Below are 15,000 nucleotides of genomic sequence, written 5' to 3' on the forward strand. Positions count from 1 at the left end.
GACAAGATTTCCCTGACCCAAAGGACCTGAACAATGCCCAAAACAATCCTTCACATCGATTCCTCTGCACGCCGCGTTGACTCGACGACCCGCGATCTGTCCGACCGTGTGGTCAAGCAACTGGGCGCGGAACGCATCATCCGTCGCGATCTGGCAACCCCTCTGCCCCTTTTGACCGAAGACTGGATCGCCGCGAACTTCACCCCTGCGGACCAGCGCGACGATGTACAGCGGGATCGGCTGGCCCTGTCCGATGAGCTGGTGGCCGAATTGCAGGACGCCGACACCATCGTAATTGGTTTGCCGATTTACAATTTTTCGGTTCCGGCCGCCTTCAAGGCATGGATTGACCTGGTTGCCCGCGCAGGCCTGACCTTTGCCTACACTGAAAACGGCCCAAAAGGCTTGTTGGAAGGGAAGCGCGCCATTCTGGCTATCGCGTCGGGTGGTGTGCCCGTCGGCTCCGAGGCGGACTTCGCCACCAACTACGCGCGCCATGTGCTGGGCTTTATCGGCATTCATGACGTGGACGTCATCGCAGCGGATCAGATGGCCGTGGATCCCGAAGCGGCGCTGGAATGTGCGCATAAGGCAGTTTCAGACCTCGCGGCTTGATCTGCTCTGGTCAATGACCCTTTAAACCTTCAGTCTGCCAATGTGTTGGAATTGGCAGGCTGGACGAAACCCATGAAGAAAATCGGCATTCTCGGCGGGGTGGGCTGGGCCTCGACCGTTGACTACTACCGCGCCATAGCCGAAGGGGCCGGGCGTCACTTCGCGGAACGCGGCCATGGCTCACCTTTACCGATCCCCCCGATGACCATCGAATCTGTCACGCAAGCCAGAACGCGAGCCCTGCGCGGTGTCGCTGGGGATGAGGCCAGCTGGGCGGATTTTGATTCAGTGTTTCGCGACGCCCTGCTGACTTTGGAACGCGCGGACTGCGATTTCGGTATTATCGCGTCCAACACTCCGCATGCACGACTACACGCGATCCGTCGGGGCGTATCCATGCCGATCCTCAGTATTTTCGACGCAACCGCCGAAGCCACGGCTCGGACCGGGGCATCCAAGGCTTTGGTTCTTGGAACGACTGTAACGATGCAGGCCACCAACTATGCTGAACGTTTGGCCGCCGAAGGCATCACGGCAAATAGTCGCCTGCCCGAGTCCGAAATCTTTGAAATGCAAGCCATGATCGACAGCGACTTCTATGGCGGTGCGTCTGATACCGCTCGGGCACGATTGCTTGACTTCTGTAACAAGCACGCAAGTTCTGGCACCGCGATCTTGCTGGCATGTACCGAGTTGCCATTGGCCTTTCCGGCCCATCTGGACGATCCCCTGTTCGAGGCTGAAGGGCACCTGTTCGTCAATCCATCTGCCGCGCATGTCACCGCCGCCCTCAAGGAAGCGCTAACCGGCACTTGAAGTGCTCTTCTTAGGTTCAAGCATACTTTCAGCGTCGTCAGTCGCGTGTGATCACGGCAACCAGGTTACCTCGCACCCGACGCGATCAAAGAAATCCATCAAATCGGCGCGGGACATAGCAACAGTGCGATCATTAACCAATGTGTGCATGTAAACCACATCGCTCTGCCGGGCCGCAGCGTCCATGAAGAACCACACCTCATTCTGAACGCCGTTGATCATCGCCAACGGGCTAACGGCGCCTGGACGTATGCCAAGGTTTTGCAACAACCGGTCTGCCGAGCCGAAAGACAGGTTACCGACACCCAGCTCCGCACCAAGTGCCTTGAGGTCGATTGCCCGGTTCTGCTCGAGCGTTACCAAATAATTGCGTTTTTTCTTGTCGCGCAGATACAGGTTTTTGATCCTTAGTGCGTTTTCGCCGGGAACCATGAACTGATCTTCGACCGCCTTCGAGTCCTCGACCGTGCGCAACGGCACATGCGTGTGTAGACGATAGGCCAGCCCCCAGTCATTCAGCTGCGCCAGCAACGCATCAGAGCTCAAAGGTAATGTGTCCTGAAAAGCGGATGAAGCGTCCATCCCGGCCTCCTTGCGAAAGTTTCAAGGGCAGTGCCATAGAACGACCCCGCCTGCAATCAGTGGCCCAGAAGCTCAAGCTTGTCGGCATACGCAAGATCGCTTGTAAGCTGCCTATCCTTTCGACACAGGCAAAGAACGCTGCGCTTTGCTTCAACGAATTCTGAAAAGGCTGTAGTGTTCCGTCATGAAAATCACGCGCAATACCCCTGACCAACTGATCCTTTCAAACACGCCTTGGTTCATCGGCATCACACTGCTCCTCTTCATACTCGTCTTTGTAGGTGCCGGCCTGTTCATGGCCAGTAAAGGCGGCGAGGGCATTTGGTTCGGCCTTTTCTTCGCAGTCTTCGGAGGTGGCATGGGTCTTGGTGCCTTCTGCACCTTTGTGAGGCGGGTTCAGATTGTACTGGACCGGCAAAAAGACAGTGTTCTGATCCGCCGCCAGTCGGCGTTCGGCTATAAGGCCGTGCAACACAAACTGTCCAACCTGTCTCATGCCGAAGTTGAAAGCACGACGTCCAGAGGCAACAAAAGCACTTCGAGGATGTATCGGACCGTCCTTGTACTGGATAAGGGAATGAGCGCTGGTCGCCACCCTATTGTCGAAGCCTTTGTTAGCGGGTCGGGTTCTCATCGGCTGGCTGAGGCAGTAAACAATTGGCTCCCTGCTTCCAAACAGAGCAACCACAACCTAGGCGTAGGTTAACGGGCAAACCCGCTTTCCAGCCACAAACGTTCTTCAGGTGAGACCATTTCAGAGATACATGTGTCATACTTGGCCATGTCATCAGACGTCAGCTTGCCTTCCCATTTGTTGCTGGTGCCCGATGAAAAAAACTGTGCAAAGTCGTGGAACCCACTGGTGAACCCGGGCTTTTGCTCAAGGCGTTTTGCGTTGTTTTTCATCGACCCGAAACTGCCCGCCTCGGCAATGTCCTTGATCAACTGCGGCCCAATCTCGATATCCATGATGCGGGCAAGCCGTGCGACTTGCCCAGGCAGATCGCGGCTGAGTTCGGCGTAATGCAGAAAATGAATGTTGGGCAAATCGCGATAGGCCCAAAAAGACCTGAAGTGATGAACAAAAGATCTGAGGGTCAAGTCATCCGTACCTTTTGAAGAAGCGGGGCGATCCAGAAACATTGCAAAAGCTTCCGAAAGATCTTTGGGGAACAGGTAATCCAGCCAATCGTCCTTCATGTTTTCAACATGCCGGCGCAGTGAGAAATGAACGTCGACGGGATGGCGATGCACAACCAGATACTGCGCATCGGGTGAGAATTTTATTCCATCCAGCGGGGTATGTGTCTTGATGCAGCGCCGATGGGTTTGTGCGTCCAGTGTATTTGCTTGCTCAACACGGTCGCGAAAGCCGCAATCCAGCCAAGGTGAGATCTTGTTGTCGTAAACGCTAGGGTCAGCGGTTTGCGTGATCAGCATTCGCACCAGAGTCTGCGTCCACGTGGTGCCGCATTTTGGCGGAGTGCATACGAAGACGTCGTCAGACCGTATCTCGAAACCAGACCAGATATCGGTGTTGGTCACCTCGCCAACATAATCCGTTGTCTTTTGCGGAAGATTGCCCCTCATCGCCCCCTCCCCAAGCTTGTTTTGATCAGAGTACCCTACACCAGCCGCCTTGACACAGCTTATCTTGACTCACCCGGCCCCAAGGCGTAAATGACCGCCAAACATCCGGAAGCCTTTCGATCTTCCGGTCCCTTGAGTCGTTCAGGGATCGCCCCCCACCAGCGAGTTTCGCCCGTGGGGGCGTTTGTGCATTTAACCGGCGCATCCTATGTAGGGCACGCCATCAGATAACCGGCTAAGGAGGCCGAAGGCATGTTTGAAAATCTATCCGAACGCCTCTCTGGCGTCTTTGACCGGCTGACCAAACAGGGCGCTCTGTCCGAAGAAGACGTCAAGACCGCCCTGCGCGAGGTCCGGGTTGCGCTGCTTGAGGCCGACGTCTCGCTGCCAGTAGCCCGCGCTTTCGTCAAAAAGGTTCAGGAACAGGCGACCGGCCAAGCCGTCACCAAATCGATCACCCCTGGCCAGCAGGTCGTGAAGATCGTGCATGACGCGCTGGTCGATACCCTGCGCGGCGAAGAAGACCCCGGCAAGCTGAAGATCGACAACCCGCCTGCCCCGATCCTGATGGTCGGTCTGCAAGGCTCGGGTAAGACGACCACCACCGGTAAGCTGGCTAAGCGCCTGAAAGAGAAAGAGGGTAAGAAGGTCCTGATGGCCTCGCTCGACGTCTATCGCCCGGCCGCGATGGACCAGTTGGCTGTTCTGGGCACTCAGGTCGGCGTCGATACTCTTCCGATTATCCCTGGTCAGAAACCGGTCGATATTGCCAAGCGCGCCAAGCAGCAGGCGACTCTGGGTGGGTACGACGTCTACATGCTCGATACTGCGGGCCGCCTGCACATTGACGAAGTCCTGATGGACGAGGTCGAGCAGGTCCGCAACGCGGTTGACCCGCGCGAGACCCTTCTGGTCGTCGACGGCCTTACCGGTCAGGTCGCCGTTGAAGTGGCCGAAGAGTTCGACGCAAAGGTCGGCATCTCGGGCGTGGTTCTGACCCGCATGGACGGTGACGGACGCGGCGGTGCGGCGCTGTCGATGCGCGCGGTCACCGGCAAGCCGATCCGCTTTGTTGGTCTTGGCGAAAAGATGGACGCGCTCGAAACCTTCGAGCCGGACCGGATCGCCGGTCGTATTCTGGGCATGGGCGACATCGTTGCCTTGGTCGAAAAGGCCCAGGAAACGATGGAGATGGAACAGACCGAGCGCATGATGAAGCGCATGGTCAAAGGTCAGTTCAACATGAACGACCTGAAAATGCAGCTGGAGCAGATGATCCAGATGGGCGGCATGCAAGGCATGATGGGCATGATGCCCGGCATGGGCAAAATGGCCAAGCAGATGGATCAGGCCGGTCTGGACGACAAGATCCTGCGCCAGCAGATCGCCATGATCCAATCCATGACCAAACGCGAACGCGCCAACCCTCAGCTATTGCAGGCGAGCCGTAAAAAACGGATCGCGGCAGGCTCGGGTATGGAGGTCAGCGACCTGAACAAGCTGCTCAAGATGCACCGGCAGATGTCGGACATGATGAAAAAGATGGGCAAGATGGGCAAAGGCAAGATGCTGAAACAAGCCATGAAAGGCATGTTCGGCAAAGGTGGTCCGTCGCCCGAGGAAATGGCCGCAGGCATGGACCCCAAGGCGCTGGAACAAGCTGCCAAGGCGATGGGCGGCAAGATGCCCGGCGGCCTACCCGGATTGGGCGGCGGTATGGGCCTGCCGCAGGGCCTCAGCGGGTTCGGCAAGAAAAAGTAAATGACGGCCCCATCGGCATATCCCTGGGAGGCTCCGGCCACCGGTCCTGCAGCCGCGCTGTCTGCGCGGTTGGGTGCTTTGGTGCCGCGTATCGAGACCACTCGTCTGCTGCTGCGCGCGCCTGAGTTGCGGGATTTCGGGGATTATGCCGAAATTCTGATGTCTGATCGTGCACGCTTTATGGATGGCCCATTTGATCGCAATGGCGCGTGGCAGGATTTCACTCAATACGTGGCAGGATGGATTTTGCGCGGCGCGGGTGTGTGGACAGTTGAGGATAAGGCGACCGGAACTGTCACGGGATTTGTCTCGGTCGCTATGGAGTTCGGCGATCAGGAACACGAACTGGGTTACATGCTGACCGCTAAAGCCGAAGGCCAAGGCATCGCAACCGAAGCAGTGGCCGCCGTGCGCAGCTTTGCGCTCGATACACATGACCTGCCTTCGCTGGTCAGTTATATCGATCCCGACAACGCGAAATCCGCAGATGTCGCACGGCGCGTGGGTGCAAGTCGGGACGCGCAAGCCGAAAGCGTATTCGACGAGCCCGTTCACGTTTACCGTTATGTCTCATCGGACAACGATGGCGGAATGGAGGCATACGCATGACCTCGTTCACTATCCCCACCATCGAGACCGAGCGCCTGATCCTGCGCGCGCCACATCTGGACGATCTGCCTGCGATGACCGCGTTCTTTGCGACTAAGCGCAGCCATATGGTCGGCGGACCCAAGGATGAGCTTGGCAGCTGGGACTCCCTCGTGAAACGCCTTGGACATTGGGCCCTGAAGGGCTTTGGCCTGTGGCACCTGACCGAAAAGGCCAGCGGCGCATTTGTTGGATGGGCCGGTATGATCGATGCCCCCGGCTGGGCCGAGCCCGAGCTGGGCTGGACCCTTATGGCCGAGGCCGAAGGCAAAGGGCTGGGATTTGAGGCGGCGCAAGCGGCACGCGACTATGCAGCGCGGCAACAGGGGCTGAACGGCGTGATCTCGTACATCGCCCATGCCAACGACCGCTCGCGCGCTTTGGCAGAACGCCTTGGAGCCACGCTGGAGCTTGAAAGTGCCGAGCTACTGGGCAAAAGCGCCCAGATCTGGCGTCACCCGCAGATTGACCTGACCACCGAAAGGACCGGCCAATGACCAACCCCGTGACACAGGCTGCCACGCTGTTGAAAGAGCATCGCGAAAGCATCGATCGACTGGATGCGATCCTTGTCTATACGCTGGGCGAGCGGTTCAAACACACGCAGGCCGTTGGCAAGCTCAAGGCCGAACACGACCTTCCCCCGTCCGATCCTTCGCGTGAAGCGGCACAGATCGCACGGCTAGAAGACCTGGCGAAAGAGGCCGATCTGGACCCCGACTTCGCCAAGGCTTTCCTGAATTTCATCATTCAGGAAGTCATCCGACACCATAAGAAACATCAGAACTAACCGGCACCTACGCCGGCTCAACAAAAGACACGCCTACGGCGTGATGCCATTCAAAGGAGATACCACCATGGCAATGAAAATTCGTCTCGCCCGCGGCGGCTCGAAAAAGCGTCCCTTCTATCGCATCGTGGCTGCTGACAGCCGCATGCCCCGCGACGGTCGTTTCATCGAAAAGCTGGGCACCTACAACCCGCTGCTGCCGAAAGACAGCGAAGAGCGCGTGAAAATGAACATGGAGCGCATCCAGTACTGGCTGGATCAGGGCGCTCAGCCCACCGACCGTATTGCACGTATGCTGGAAGCTGCCGGTACCCGTGAAAAATCCGAGCGCAACAACCCCAACAAGGGTACTCCGGGCAAGAAAGCTCAGGAACGCGCAGAAGAAAAAGCGGCCAAGGCTGCTGAAGCTGCCGAAGCGGCGGCTGCACCGGCTGAAGAAGCGGCTGCAGAAGAATAAGCAGGCAAGCGCGTGCGGGATCAGACTTTCACCGACGATTTTCGCACGCAGTTTGACCTGTTGTTGCGGCTCCGGCGTGATGTGCGCCGGTTCCGCACCGATCCTGTGGACGAGGCAGTGCTGTTGCGCTGCCTCGACGCATTTCAACTGGCCCCTTCGGTGGGGCTCAGCGAACCCTGGCGCGTGATCCGCGTCGAAAGCGAAGCAGCCCGCGCTGCCGCGCTGAAGAATTTTCAAACCGCCAACGATGATGCGCTGGCGGGGTATTCGGGTGACAAGGCGCAGCTTTACAGCCGCCTGAAACTGTCCGGAATGCAAGAAGCCCCGGTGCAACTGGCCGTCTTTTGCGATGACATTACCGACAAGGGCCTAGGGCTGGGTGCGGGCACGATGCCCGAGATGCGGCGCTATTCGGTCGTTTCTGCCATAACGCTATTCTGGCTTGCGTTGCGGGCCGAAGGATTGGGGCTGGGTTGGGTATCGATCTTGAACCCTGACCAAATGACTCGTGATCTGAACGTTCCCGCAGACTGGCGCCTGATCGGATATTTCTGTGTTGGCTGGCCGGAACGAGCCTCGGACACGCCAGAACTGGAGCGGGTTGGTTGGGAAAACCGGGCTGACGGCCTGACAATCGAAACACGGTAAGGCCTTATGTTCGCATTGATTCGACTTCCCATTTTGCTGCTGATCGCCTTTATTGTCGGCGTGTTCTTTGAACGCAGCAATCAACGCGAGGCCTGCGAGGGGCTTGGGGAATGGAGAAACGGGATTTGTTTGACGACGGGCGTTTCCAATGAGTGACCTGATCTGCGTCGGCAGCGTTGCAGGATCGTACGGCGTACGCGGCGAAGTGCGCCTGAAAAGCTTTTGCGCCGTCCCTGAAGATATCGAACACTACTCTCCACTGACTGATGAAACCGGCGAGCAGCGTTATCCGGTTGTTCTGACGCGCGCGATCAAAAACGGGTTTGCGGCCCGTCTGGGAGGGGTAGAAACCAAGGAAGAAGCCGATGCACTGAATGGGCTGCGGCTCTTTGCGCGGCGCGATCAGTTGCCTTCGTTGCCCGATGATGAGTTTTATCACACCGACCTGATCGGGCTTGAGGTCTATGACACCGGCGGTACGCTGCTGGGCAAGGTAAAATCCGTGCAGAACCACGGCGCCGCAGATTTGCTGGAACTGCATGGGCCAGGCTTGAAATCAACGGTCCTGCTGCCCTTTACGCTGCAAGTGGTGCCGACTGTGGATCTGGAGCAAGGCCGCATCGTGGCTGACCCGCCCGAAGGTCTGATCTGATGCGACGCATTTTGCTGCATCTGGGCCTGCACAAGACAGGCATGGCCGCAGCACAATCGTTTCTGCACGAAAACCGCAGATTGATCTGGCCCCAATTTGCCCTGATTCTGCCCTACAAGACCCGCAAGGCCGGGCTGAACGAGGCCGCCACCCGCCATTCTATCTATAGGCTGGACGCAACGCTGGCCGGATTTGGCGGTCAGGTTCAAGCCTTTCTGAATGAACTGGATTTTGGTGAGCGCCGGGGGCTGATCCTGAGCGAGGAGAACTTTCTAGGCCTGCGCCCCAGCAGGAACCGCGACGAGGGGTATGCTGCTGCTCCGGAACTGGCCGAAACGCTGGTCAGCGTGCTGCACCGACGATTTCTGGGCGACGAAGTCGATATCACCATCTACCTGTCACTGCGCCAGCGCGATGCATGGCTGTACAGCCTTTGGGCACACGACCTGCAGCAATCGCGGTTGGTGCAGGACCTGGATAGCTTCCGTGCTGACCTCGCGCACCTGCCTGCATTGCAGGAAACCGCAGACCGGATCAAAGACCGGCTGCCTTCCGTCACCATTCAAACCGAATGGATGGAGCAATTTCAGGATCATCGCTTTGGCGCAGGTGCATCATTTGTTAGTTTCCTCGACCTGCCACCCGATAAAACATCGCAACTCGTGGGCCCCACACATTCAACCCCCAGCTTTTCTGCCGAGGTGTTGCAAGAAATGCTGGCGCTGAACCGTTCGACACTGGACGAAGCTGCTCTGATCACCCAGAAGAGGGCTCTGATTCAAACCGCCCAGACCGAGCTGGCCCGCCAGATATGACAGACACACCCCAAAAATCCCATGGTCGAAAGGCGATCCGACCGACCTTGAAACCGCGCGAGCTGATGACCTCGACCCCGGATTTGCACGGCGTCTGGAAAGCCAAGATCATCACGCTGTTTCCCACCGCCTTTCCCGGAGTGCTGGGCGAAAGCCTGACCGGCAAGGCATTGCAGGAAGGGTTATGGCAGCTGGAAACCGTGGACTTACGGCAGTTCGGCGTCGGCAAGCACCGCAATGTCGATGACACACCCGCTGGCGGCGGTGCCGGGATGGTGCTGCGTGCAGATGTTCTTGGTGAAGCTATTGAACATACGATGGCGGGTGTACACGGCAATTGGCCGCTTATCTACCTTAGTCCGCGCGGGCGGCGCATGGATCAGCGCATGATGCAGAACCTTGCCCGATGTGACGGCATGACCCTCCTGTGCGGTCGTTTTGAAGGCGTGGACGAGCGCGTATTGGAACATTACGGCGTTCAAGAAGTGTCTCTGGGCGATTTCGTGATGACCGGAGGTGAAATTGCAGCGCAAGCCCTGATCGACGCAACGGTTCGTCTGATCCCCGGCGTTTTAGGCAATCAGGCATCGACCGAGGAGGAGAGTTTTTCCTCGGGTCTGTTGGAGCACCCTCAATATACACGTCCGGCAGACTGGAAAGGTCGCCCGATCCCCGAGGTACTGATGTCTGGCCATCATGGCCGCATTGCGGAATGGCGCCATAAAATGTCAGAAGACATCACGCGTGAAAGACGCCCCGATATCTGGACAGAGTATCTGAAAACCACCTCGGAAACCGGAGACTAAGGGCACACAATGTGGCGAGGATGCCGCAGCTTCAATGTTTGTCGACTTGCCATTTGAAGTTGAACGCACCTCAAAATATTCACCTTTAAGGCCCATAAGAATCGTGGGTTGCTTAAAGTGAGTCTGTCGACATTATGAAAAAGTTATTGCTTGGCGTTGTGCTGGCTGTTTCAACCTGCACCACAAAGCCGCTTGGGATGTCTGTTCCTACACAAGCTGGCCATAATCTGCACTCGGCGCGGGTGGCGGTCGATTCCTGTTCTCAGGAAGCGGATGAAGGTGGAAACAGCGCCGTCATTGGCGGCTATACGACCAATATCCTTCTTTGGGGGATCATTATCGGGCCTGCGGTTACGGCCCCGTTTCAAGACGAGTTGCGCGTGCAGGGTGAAATTGATCAGGTCGACCGTTGCCTGCGTGAACGCGGCTTTGAACGCCGCGAGCTCAACGCGGGTGAATCCTTCTGGCTGCGCAATGCCTATGGTGAAGAACGTGAGCGGCGGCTGGACCACCTGGTCAGCGGCGGTACGATTGAAACCTACCGGACACCGAACACCTAAGACTTGGCCTTCCATCTGGCCCAGTTTTCCGGTGTGCCGTTAAAGGTGTTGATGTCGACCCTGCCTTGAACACCTGGCACCAGCCCGGTGCCAGTGTACTGCCAGAACCGCCAAACGGTGCGCGGATAGACCTCGCGCGGGTGGCCGGCGACCGACCTCAGCCAGAATTCGGTTTTGGGCAGGCGGCCTATGTCGGTGTCTTCGAAGAAATCAACAGTGGTATAGACAATCGGGCGACGGCCATAGTGCCGTTCCAGAATATCCAGAAACCGCTGCGCTTCGGCCCGGACGGTTCTGCCATCTGGCCGCAGCGTGCAGGTTTTCGAATGGGGCGTCCACTCCATGTCCAGCACGTGTGGAAGGTCAGCCCCTTTGGGAACGTTCTTGATAAACCAGCGCGCCTGCTCGCGCGCTGAACGACAGAAATAATAGTAGTGATAGGCTCCCCAGGGCACTCCGGCGGCCTGCGCGCCGCGTCGATGCTCATCGAACATCGGATCGGCTACATCTCCGCCCTCGGTTGCTTTCATGAAAACAAAACTCACACCCGATGCTTTGGCCGTGCGCCAGTCTATAGGTCCCTGCCAGCGCGACACGTCCAGACCGTGGACAGGGTATAATCCGGGGTGCCGTCCCTCCCAGTCATGGGGGTCGGCGTCGCCAAAATCGGGATAGATTATAGAAGGGGCCGTCCGGTCCACGACCTGCGTGGGTTCTACCGTCTGCGGTTGCGGGCCACTGCGCCCGCAAGATACCAGCATTGCGGCCGCCACCGCCATAAGCAAAGCCAATCGCATCCTTGAAGTCCTGTTCAAAATTCTGCTCTTTCAATTTGCCTCAGAATGCCCGATCTGCGGGCTAAGGCAACGCTGCAATTTGTGACTGGCGGATTCCCACCTGTGCCACGCTGGAAATCTGTGCGATTAGCTCTTGATCCCTGCGCGCAATCCCCTTAAACGACCGCAATCCGGTGCCGCATCATGCGACTCCGGTGTTTTGGTTTGCATCACGGCGTGACGCTCAGCTTTCTTCGGCCGGGACGTGTCAGATCAGACCAGATCCAAGGAACAGTCGATCTGATCTCTGGCGGGCTGCGTGCAGGACCCGGTGAAGACCAAGAGCTCTCAGGCCGTGCCCAAACTTCGTGGACCAACCACGAGCAGATAGGAGTACCTGCGATGGACCTGATCGCACAGCTTGAGGCGGAACAGATTGCCGCCTTGGGGAAAGACATCCCCGACTTCAAAGCCGGTGACACCATCCGTGTCGGCTATAAGGTGACCGAAGGGTCGCGCACCCGTGTGCAGAACTACGAAGGCGTCTGCATCGCGCGCAAGAACGGCGAAGGCATCGCCGGTTCGTTCACCGTTCGCAAAATCTCGTTTGGCGAAGGTGTGGAGCGTGTGTTCCCGCTGTATTCGACCAACATCGACAGCATCACCGTTGTCCGCCGTGGCCGCGTTCGTCGCGCCAAACTGTACTATCTGCGCACCCGTCGCGGTAAATCCGCACGTATCGCAGAAGTCACCAACTACAAGCCCAAGGCTGGCGCCGAAGCGTAAGGAACGGAAAGATGAAAAAAGACATCCATCCCGATTATCACGTCATCGACGTCAAAATGACCGATGGCACAGTGGTTCAAATGAAATCCACCTGGGGCGCAGAAGGCGACCAGCTGGCTCTGGAAATCGACCCTTCCGTGCATCCGGCATGGACCGGTGGCTCGTCGCGCCTGATGGACGCCGGCGGCCGCGTGTCGAAGTTCAAGAAGAAATACGAAGGTCTGGGCTTCTAAGCTTGACTGGATTGAATTGCAAAAGGCCGCCCCATTGGGCGGCCTTTTTTCTTGGCTGCGGTGTGTCCGAATTCATCCGAAGACGTAGAAGCAAAGCTTGTTGCCGTCAGGGTCCCGAACATAAGCACCGTAGAACCGATCCGGTACGCGCTGCCCGGGCTCGCCTTCATCCGTCGCACCAAGGCTGATGGCCTTGTCATACATTGTGGTAACGGCCTCTTTTGTGTCGGCAGCGAAAGACACCATATTGCCATTTCCTGATGCGCAATCATTGCCATCATAAGGCTCGCAAACGGCCAGCATCGGTGCCGCCGGATTATTGCCGATAAATGCAATGCGACCAGCGTCGATCAGAACTTGCGCGCCTTTGTCCTCGAACAGCGAAGTGTAGAATGTCTTGGCGGCGTCCATGTTGGAAACACCAATGGTTACATATCCGATCATATGCGGAACCCCTTTGAATAATGGATGATTTCCGGGGCATAGTCCGCCAGCCACCGGACGGTTACAAGTCACGAAACCGGCATCGGTAAGGCGTCAAATCCAATACGACAGCGCCACCGGCAGAACCAGTATTGTCGCCAGCGTCGACACTAGAATATAGCCTGCCACATCGGGCCCGTACTCCGGGACATGCTGATCGATGAAAAGATAGGTCGCCACCGAAGATGGCATCAGGCAGCACAGGATCACGGCACCTCGTTCCGGCCCTGTAAATCCGAAAAACCAGATTAATGCAGCGGCAATGACAACTGCCATCGCCAAATGTAGCAGCGTCAAAAGGATCGACCGCCCCAGGGTTTTAACCCGCAACGTCGCCAGGGTATGGCCCAGCGTCAGCAGCATCAGCGGGATCGACAGCCCGCCCAGAATATCAAACGACTTCGAAATCGGCTGAGGCAGGCTGGTATCTGTCGCCATAAGGATCAGCGAAAGCGCCACGGCATAGATGATCGGGGACGTGGCCAGTTTCTTAGGCGAAAACTCCCCGGCAGGAATCCACATACCCAAGGTGAAGATGCTGATCAGCACGACCACCACAAACGCCATGGTATAAGCCATGCCCGCATCACCCAATGCCAGCAGAGTAATCGGCAAACCGATATTGCCGACATTCCCGTGCATCAAAGGCGTCAGAAACGCCCTGACCGGCAGGCGCAGGGCCTTCAGGGCAACAAACCCCAACACGCCAAACCCCGCCACTGCCAAAGCGGCTGCGGTCATCACGTCCAGAAAGGTGCCCACCGCCAGTTTAGTGGTCGACAAGTGCGAGATGATCAGTGTTGGGTAGCCGACTTTTGAAACGATCCCACCGATCACCTTGCTGTCAAAGGGGGCATGAATCAGTGCAAGCCCAAAACCGATCCCGGCACAGATCAAAACCGGCAAAACCACGTTCAAGACGTTCAGGAACAGGTGTTCCAAGCGTAATTCTCCCTGCCAGACCTGCATGTGGACTGTGAATCAGAGCTGTTGCATTGACAAGTGCCCGCCTGTAACCCGCGCAGCACGCAGGGTTTTCCAAAATAGGGTCTGATATTGCCCGAAACCGCCGCTTGAGGTTCTTTTCTTCCCAATCGACACAACATATAGTGGGTCCCAACAACGTGTAGTGAAGCACGGCGGGACTTGGGAATACAAGCATGGCACATATCATTGTGGTCGGGAACGAAAAGGGTGGCGCAGGCAAATCGACCGTGTCGATGCATGTAGCCACCGCGCTGGCCCGATTGGGACACAAGGTCAGCACACTTGATCTGGACCTGCGTCAGCGCAGCCTGGGACGTTATTTTGAGAACCGCAACAACTTCCTCAAAAGCTCGGACCTGACCCTGCCCAGCCCGCGCCATCACGACCTGCCCGAGATCGACGCTGCCACGCTGAAACCTGGTGAGAATATCTATGACCACCGCCTGTCCGCCGCCGTATCACAACTGGAAAGCGACAGCGATTTCATCCTGATCGATTGCCCGGGCTCTCACACCCGGCTCAGTCAGGTGGCACATTCGCTCGCTGATACGCTTGTCACGCCCTTGAACGACAGTTTCATTGATTTCGACCTGCTGGCGCGGATCGATTCGAAGGGTGAGAAAATCCTAGGACCATCGGTTTATTCCGAAATGGTCTGGAACGCGCGGCAGTTGCGGGCGCAGGCCGGGCTGAAGCCGATCGACTGGGTTGTGGTCCGCAACCGGGTCGGCACGCAGCGGATGGTCAACAAGGAAAAGATGCAGCGCGCAATCGAGATGCTGTCGCAGCGCATCGGCTTTCGCGTCGCCTCGGGCTTTTCCGAACGGGTCATCTTCCGCGAGTTGTTCCCACGCGGCCTGACCCTGCTGGACCTCAAGGACATCGGCGTCAAGCAGTTGAACATCTCAAACATCGCCGCCCGCCAGGAACTGCGCGATATGATGAAAGAGCTGAACCTGCCGGGTGTGGAGATTGATTTCTAAGCGGCTACCGTT

At 57.5% G+C, this 15,000-nt stretch carries 22 protein-coding genes; 17 read left to right on the forward strand and 5 right to left on the reverse strand.

Going from position 1 to position 15,000, the window contains the following annotated elements; genetic code table 11:
- Positions 1-33 precede the first annotated feature (33 nt).
- Together GOV91_RS15580 and GOV91_RS15585 are read left to right on the forward strand one after the other, a co-directional pair.
- A complete protein-coding gene (locus tag GOV91_RS15580) occupies positions 34-615 on the forward strand; it encodes an FMN-dependent NADH-azoreductase (protein ID WP_171236184.1) in 582 nt (193 codons plus the stop codon).
- Positions 616-687: 72 nt separating this feature from the next.
- Positions 688-1,431 (forward strand): aspartate/glutamate racemase family protein, encoded by a 744-nt coding sequence (locus GOV91_RS15585; RefSeq protein WP_171236185.1) that lies wholly within the window; start codon positions 688-690, stop codon positions 1,429-1,431.
- A gap of 51 nt (positions 1,432-1,482) precedes the next feature.
- On the opposite strand, the gene GOV91_RS15590 is transcribed toward GOV91_RS15585, so the two are convergent.
- Positions 1,483-2,013 (reverse strand): prolyl-tRNA synthetase associated domain-containing protein, encoded by a 531-nt coding sequence (locus GOV91_RS15590; RefSeq protein WP_171236186.1) that lies wholly within the window; start codon positions 2,011-2,013, stop codon positions 1,483-1,485.
- A gap of 184 nt (positions 2,014-2,197) precedes the next feature.
- Here GOV91_RS15590 and GOV91_RS15595 point away from each other — a divergent pair, with 184 nt between their 5' ends.
- The gene (locus tag GOV91_RS15595) at positions 2,198-2,719 is read left to right on the forward strand and encodes a hypothetical protein (protein ID WP_171236187.1); all 522 of its coding nucleotides are present in this window, start codon (positions 2,198-2,200) and stop codon (positions 2,717-2,719) included.
- On the opposite strand, the gene GOV91_RS15600 is transcribed toward GOV91_RS15595, so the two are convergent.
- On the reverse strand, positions 2,716-3,603 hold the full coding sequence (locus tag GOV91_RS15600) for a sulfotransferase domain-containing protein (RefSeq protein WP_171236188.1): 888 nt from the start codon (positions 3,601-3,603) through the stop codon (positions 2,716-2,718). The genes GOV91_RS15595 and GOV91_RS15600 overlap by 4 nt on opposite strands.
- 252 nt (positions 3,604-3,855) lie before the next feature.
- Here GOV91_RS15600 and ffh point away from each other — a divergent pair, with 252 nt between their 5' ends.
- The 11 genes from ffh (at position 3,856) to GOV91_RS15655 (ending at position 10,740) form a co-directional block, all read left to right on the forward strand.
- A complete protein-coding gene (gene ffh, locus GOV91_RS15605; RefSeq protein WP_171180857.1) occupies positions 3,856-5,364 on the forward strand; it encodes a signal recognition particle protein in 1,509 nt (502 codons plus the stop codon).
- Positions 5,365-5,973 carry a GNAT family N-acetyltransferase gene (locus GOV91_RS15610; protein ID WP_171236189.1) on the forward strand — a complete coding sequence of 203 codons (609 nt, stop codon included), beginning with the start codon at positions 5,365-5,367 and terminating at the stop codon, positions 5,971-5,973.
- Positions 5,970-6,509, forward strand: coding sequence for a GNAT family N-acetyltransferase (locus GOV91_RS15615; RefSeq protein WP_171236190.1), 540 nt, complete (start codon positions 5,970-5,972; stop codon positions 6,507-6,509). The genes GOV91_RS15610 and GOV91_RS15615 overlap by 4 nt, the downstream gene beginning before the upstream one ends.
- Positions 6,506-6,802 carry a chorismate mutase gene (locus tag GOV91_RS15620; RefSeq protein WP_050605269.1) on the forward strand — a complete coding sequence of 99 codons (297 nt, stop codon included), beginning with the start codon at positions 6,506-6,508 and terminating at the stop codon, positions 6,800-6,802. The genes GOV91_RS15615 and GOV91_RS15620 overlap by 4 nt, the downstream gene beginning before the upstream one ends.
- 67 nt (positions 6,803-6,869) lie before the next feature.
- The gene (rpsP, locus tag GOV91_RS15625; RefSeq protein ID WP_171236191.1) at positions 6,870-7,259 is read left to right on the forward strand and encodes a 30S ribosomal protein S16; all 390 of its coding nucleotides are present in this window, start codon (positions 6,870-6,872) and stop codon (positions 7,257-7,259) included.
- Between the two features lie 12 nt (positions 7,260-7,271).
- Positions 7,272-7,907, forward strand: a complete 636-nt coding sequence (bluB, locus tag GOV91_RS15630; RefSeq protein WP_171236192.1) for a 5,6-dimethylbenzimidazole synthase — start codon at positions 7,272-7,274, stop codon at positions 7,905-7,907.
- Between the two features lie 6 nt (positions 7,908-7,913).
- The gene (locus tag GOV91_RS15635; RefSeq protein ID WP_171236193.1) at positions 7,914-8,063 is read left to right on the forward strand and encodes a hypothetical protein; all 150 of its coding nucleotides are present in this window, start codon (positions 7,914-7,916) and stop codon (positions 8,061-8,063) included.
- On the forward strand, positions 8,056-8,559 hold the full coding sequence (rimM, locus tag GOV91_RS15640) for a ribosome maturation factor RimM (protein ID WP_171236194.1): 504 nt from the start codon (positions 8,056-8,058) through the stop codon (positions 8,557-8,559). Before GOV91_RS15635 ends, rimM begins: the two co-directional genes overlap by 8 nt.
- The gene (locus GOV91_RS15645; protein WP_171236195.1) at positions 8,559-9,374 is read left to right on the forward strand and encodes a hypothetical protein; all 816 of its coding nucleotides are present in this window, start codon (positions 8,559-8,561) and stop codon (positions 9,372-9,374) included. Before rimM ends, GOV91_RS15645 begins: the two co-directional genes overlap by 1 nt.
- Positions 9,371-10,180, forward strand: a complete 810-nt coding sequence (gene trmD, locus GOV91_RS15650; RefSeq protein ID WP_171180875.1) for a tRNA (guanosine(37)-N1)-methyltransferase TrmD — start codon at positions 9,371-9,373, stop codon at positions 10,178-10,180. The genes GOV91_RS15645 and trmD overlap by 4 nt, the downstream gene beginning before the upstream one ends.
- Before the next feature lie 134 nt (positions 10,181-10,314).
- Positions 10,315-10,740: a hypothetical protein gene (locus GOV91_RS15655; RefSeq protein WP_171236196.1), complete on the forward strand. Its 426-nt coding sequence runs from the start codon at positions 10,315-10,317 to the stop codon at positions 10,738-10,740.
- On the opposite strand, the gene GOV91_RS15660 is transcribed toward GOV91_RS15655, so the two are convergent.
- Positions 10,737-11,537, reverse strand: coding sequence for a GH25 family lysozyme (locus GOV91_RS15660; RefSeq protein ID WP_171180879.1), 801 nt, complete (start codon positions 11,535-11,537; stop codon positions 10,737-10,739). The two genes, GOV91_RS15655 and GOV91_RS15660, sit on opposite strands and share 4 nt — an antisense overlap.
- A gap of 381 nt (positions 11,538-11,918) precedes the next feature.
- Between GOV91_RS15660 and rplS the strand changes: the two genes are divergently transcribed.
- Together rplS and rpmE are read left to right on the forward strand one after the other, a co-directional pair.
- Positions 11,919-12,302, forward strand: a complete 384-nt coding sequence (gene rplS / locus GOV91_RS15665) for a 50S ribosomal protein L19 (RefSeq protein WP_170575547.1) — start codon at positions 11,919-11,921, stop codon at positions 12,300-12,302.
- Positions 12,303-12,313: 11 nt separating this feature from the next.
- Complete coding sequence (gene rpmE / locus GOV91_RS15670) at positions 12,314-12,535, forward strand: 50S ribosomal protein L31 (protein WP_050605278.1); 222 nt, start codon at positions 12,314-12,316, stop codon at positions 12,533-12,535.
- A 72-nt stretch (positions 12,536-12,607) separates the two neighbouring features.
- Here the strand turns inward: rpmE and GOV91_RS15675 are convergent, their stop codons facing one another.
- Both GOV91_RS15675 and GOV91_RS15680 read right to left on the reverse strand, forming a co-directional pair.
- Complete coding sequence (locus tag GOV91_RS15675; RefSeq protein ID WP_050605279.1) at positions 12,608-12,979, reverse strand: VOC family protein; 372 nt, start codon at positions 12,977-12,979, stop codon at positions 12,608-12,610.
- A 93-nt stretch (positions 12,980-13,072) separates the two neighbouring features.
- Positions 13,073-13,960, reverse strand: coding sequence for an AEC family transporter (locus GOV91_RS15680; protein ID WP_171236197.1), 888 nt, complete (start codon positions 13,958-13,960; stop codon positions 13,073-13,075).
- Between the two features lie 218 nt (positions 13,961-14,178).
- On the opposite strand from GOV91_RS15680, the gene GOV91_RS15685 reads away from it, so the two are divergent.
- On the forward strand, positions 14,179-14,988 hold the full coding sequence (locus GOV91_RS15685) for a division plane positioning ATPase MipZ (protein ID WP_171236198.1): 810 nt from the start codon (positions 14,179-14,181) through the stop codon (positions 14,986-14,988).
- The last annotated feature ends 12 nt before the right edge of the window (positions 14,989-15,000 follow it).

Origin of the sequence: Ruegeria sp. HKCCA6837 (genome assembly GCF_013034475.1) — a bacterium.
In the GTDB taxonomy this organism is placed as follows: domain Bacteria; phylum Pseudomonadota; class Alphaproteobacteria; order Rhodobacterales; family Rhodobacteraceae; genus Ruegeria.